Below are 2,826 nucleotides of genomic sequence, written 5' to 3' on the forward strand. Positions count from 1 at the left end.
CGGGTGTGGGGCAACACGCTAGAGGAGGTGCGCGAGCCGTACTACATTGAAGAGCAGAACCTGCGGTTTCAGGGGCAGTATCTGGATCGGGAGACGGGGCTGCATTTCAATACGTTCAGGTTTTATGATACGGATGTGGGGCGGTTTACGACGCCGGATCCGATTGGGTTGATGGGGGGATTGAATACATACGCCTACTCACCCAATCCATTTATGTGGTCAGATCCACTTGGTCTGGCAGCCTGTTCAAAGAAAGTGGACGCCTTGCGTAATGGCCCTCAAAAAACAGTCGTGAAGGTGAAAACCAANTGGGGGGATTGAATACATACGCCTACTCACCCAATCCATTTATGTGGTCAGATCCACTTGGTCTGGCAGCCTGTTCAAAGAAAGTGGACGCCTTGCGTAATGGCCCTCAAAAAACAGTCGTGAAGGTGAAAACCAAAAAAGAAGCGAACGAGTTATTGGCCGAGGCATTTCCTAAGGCCCAAAAAGTCAGAGGCATTGGGTCGCAAGATGCCATGGGCATCAGAAAGAAAAACAAAATGGATCAATTTAAAAAGAGAGACGGAAAAGTTCGATACAGAAAAGACTACCCCATCAATAAAGAAACAGGACGCGTTTATGGCCACGATGACCCGAAAGGCACGGGTCATGGCGAACTACCACACGTCAACATTAAGCGCGCCGACGGAACAATGGTCCGTATCGACATCACAGGTTAGAAAATGAATAAACTCATAGATGCACTCAACACCGGTAAACGGCGAGGCTACGAGGAAAGTCGCTTGATCGAGGGGGTTTCTTTTCTATTTCAGTACGCCATAAAAAAACAAAACGACATTTATTACACATATTATTTTTCAATCGATGAATCTCGCATGGAATTACTTGAAGATGATGAAAATGAAGAAATCAAAGAATTTTCAACTTTAGACGCCGCATTGGACTATTTGAGAAATAAAGGCGCCGCGTTAGAAAAATTCACAGCAATAAAAAACTCCCTGCCCTTCTAAAAAACAAGCAAAGGGTAGCTTGCGACGAAAACCACCGGACAATGGTAAAGCAGGCTTTACAGGAGAAGACATGAGCGGGTTGACCGATTTTCACATTTTCTGGGGCGCTGCGATGGAGATCGCAGAAAAGCAATCCGCGTCGATGGAAGCCGAAGGTGCAGAAGATTTTGCAAGGGGCCTTTACAACGAATACGTCGAGCAAGGCACCCCAAAAAATAAAAAGAAATGGCTAACAGAGCGTCTAAAAAATGAGTTCCTGTGTTTGAATGAAAAACCTGTATGGGTGGGCGAACCAGCCTGGTTGTATCATCAGCGCCAACCCATGGTCTTCTTACACCAATTTTTAGTCTCACCCTCAGCACAGCATATAAAAGAAAAATTTTCACTTGGCAGAAAGAAACGACCTCTTGAGCTTTCTTGATGACACCGTGACTTCAGGCGATCTGCGCGAGTTATTAATCTCTCCAGTCCCGGCACATCCAAACAGCAAAATAATATATATTTCAGAGGATGCAATTTATGTGTATGCAGCAGGATGACATTAAGTTCCAGAATAAGCGCTATTGATGATGAGGATGGGGCGCCATCAAACTGCCAGGAAGAATAACAGGCAAAACCAACATGAATATATTCAATCTCCTTTCATACAAGCTTGAAAACTTCCTGAACATCCGTCCATATCCGAAAGAGCTGGGCGTTGTTTTTTACCAAGAAGACGAGCCTTCACTGCTCTCTGTCGCCGCCAGAAAACACAACGGTTCGACCTTCTATGTGAGCCGCTGGCACGATTTGTTCTCCATAAGCGCCTTCGAAAAATCCATGTCAAAAAACGGCTTCACGGAACCGGACTGCTATGCCCTTCTCTTGATCCTGTCCCGCTTTGGCTATCTGCTTGAAATCGACAACCGCCAAAGAACCAACAAAGACTATTTTATTTTCTTCTTTCTGATTCAGTTGATCGGTTTGAAGAACAGTTCTCTCGACGCGGATGCACAGTTCAGGAACTACATGCTCAGGTTCCTGCTTTTCGAATTGAGTATTGATGACGAAGCGTATCGTCGGTTCAGCATCAAGGATAATCAGCTGGTAATGGCTACCGACACCCGGGGGCCTGTAGCTTTTTTGGATGTTATCGATCTGGTTTACAAAGCGATCAAGTTTGATAGCAGAAAAGAACATGTACTGCTAAGCACGTTAAAAAATTATCAAACAAGCCTCGTCAAATTATTGACCGAGCCCGACGACACAAGTTACCGTTTCAGGTTAAATGATCGTTATAGCGAATTCATGTACCCCGATGTATTTTTGCAGGCATACGCTAAAAACAAGAGGCAGATATTTAACATCTTGATCGACACGATCAACCCTCTTCAATCAACGGAAAATCTGTTTGTCTCCAATATTATTTTGATGAACTATTCCTTTTATATCCTGAAAAACAAGCCTCGCGAAATTCTAAAGCTTAAAAAATACGTCAATAATGAGGTACTGTTCAGAAAACTGCTAGAAGCCATAATCACTCGTCGAATGGCAATCAATAAATCATCATTCGAGAAAATATCCATAGACCAGGAGCTATCTTTGATAAAAGACAATCCAACCTCGTTCTACAACATTTTGTACAGTCTATAGAAGCTCCCACAAACGGGAGAACCGCGCTGATGCGCATGCTGTAACCGACAAAGAGCAAAGTGCAATGGAAGGCATACAATTGCGCAACAAACGCAACGATTGCGCAGCCGTCAGACGCTTGCGCCGGATGATCCCCGCGCATGTCTGACGCACTCTGGGCCGCCCGGCTGGGTGATGC

4 protein-coding genes and 1 pseudogene are annotated in these 2,826 nt (G+C 44.9%); all 5 read left to right on the top strand.

The features are described from left to right. Positions 1-246: pseudogene (locus tag MMG91_RS28665) on the top strand (RHS repeat-associated core domain-containing protein); the annotation flags it as partial. Between the two features lie 71 nt (positions 247-317). Beyond that, a complete protein-coding gene (locus MMG91_RS28670) occupies positions 318-725 on the top strand; it encodes a hypothetical protein (RefSeq protein WP_310661437.1) in 408 nt (135 codons plus the stop codon). Positions 726-728: 3 nt separating this feature from the next. After that, a complete protein-coding gene (locus MMG91_RS28675) occupies positions 729-1,016 on the top strand; it encodes a hypothetical protein (RefSeq protein ID WP_305503894.1) in 288 nt (95 codons plus the stop codon). 70 nt (positions 1,017-1,086) lie between these two features. Next, positions 1,087-1,437 carry a hypothetical protein gene (locus tag MMG91_RS28680; RefSeq protein WP_310661438.1) on the top strand — a complete coding sequence of 117 codons (351 nt, stop codon included), beginning with the start codon at positions 1,087-1,089 and terminating at the stop codon, positions 1,435-1,437. A 200-nt stretch (positions 1,438-1,637) separates the two neighbouring features. Continuing rightward, positions 1,638-2,648 (top strand): hypothetical protein, encoded by a 1,011-nt coding sequence (locus tag MMG91_RS28685; RefSeq protein ID WP_310661439.1) that lies wholly within the window; start codon positions 1,638-1,640, stop codon positions 2,646-2,648. Positions 2,649-2,826 lie beyond the last annotated feature (178 nt).

Source organism: Pseudomonas sp. JL3 (genome assembly GCF_031570575.1).
Taxonomy (GTDB): domain Bacteria; phylum Pseudomonadota; class Gammaproteobacteria; order Pseudomonadales; family Pseudomonadaceae; genus Aquipseudomonas; species Aquipseudomonas cucumis.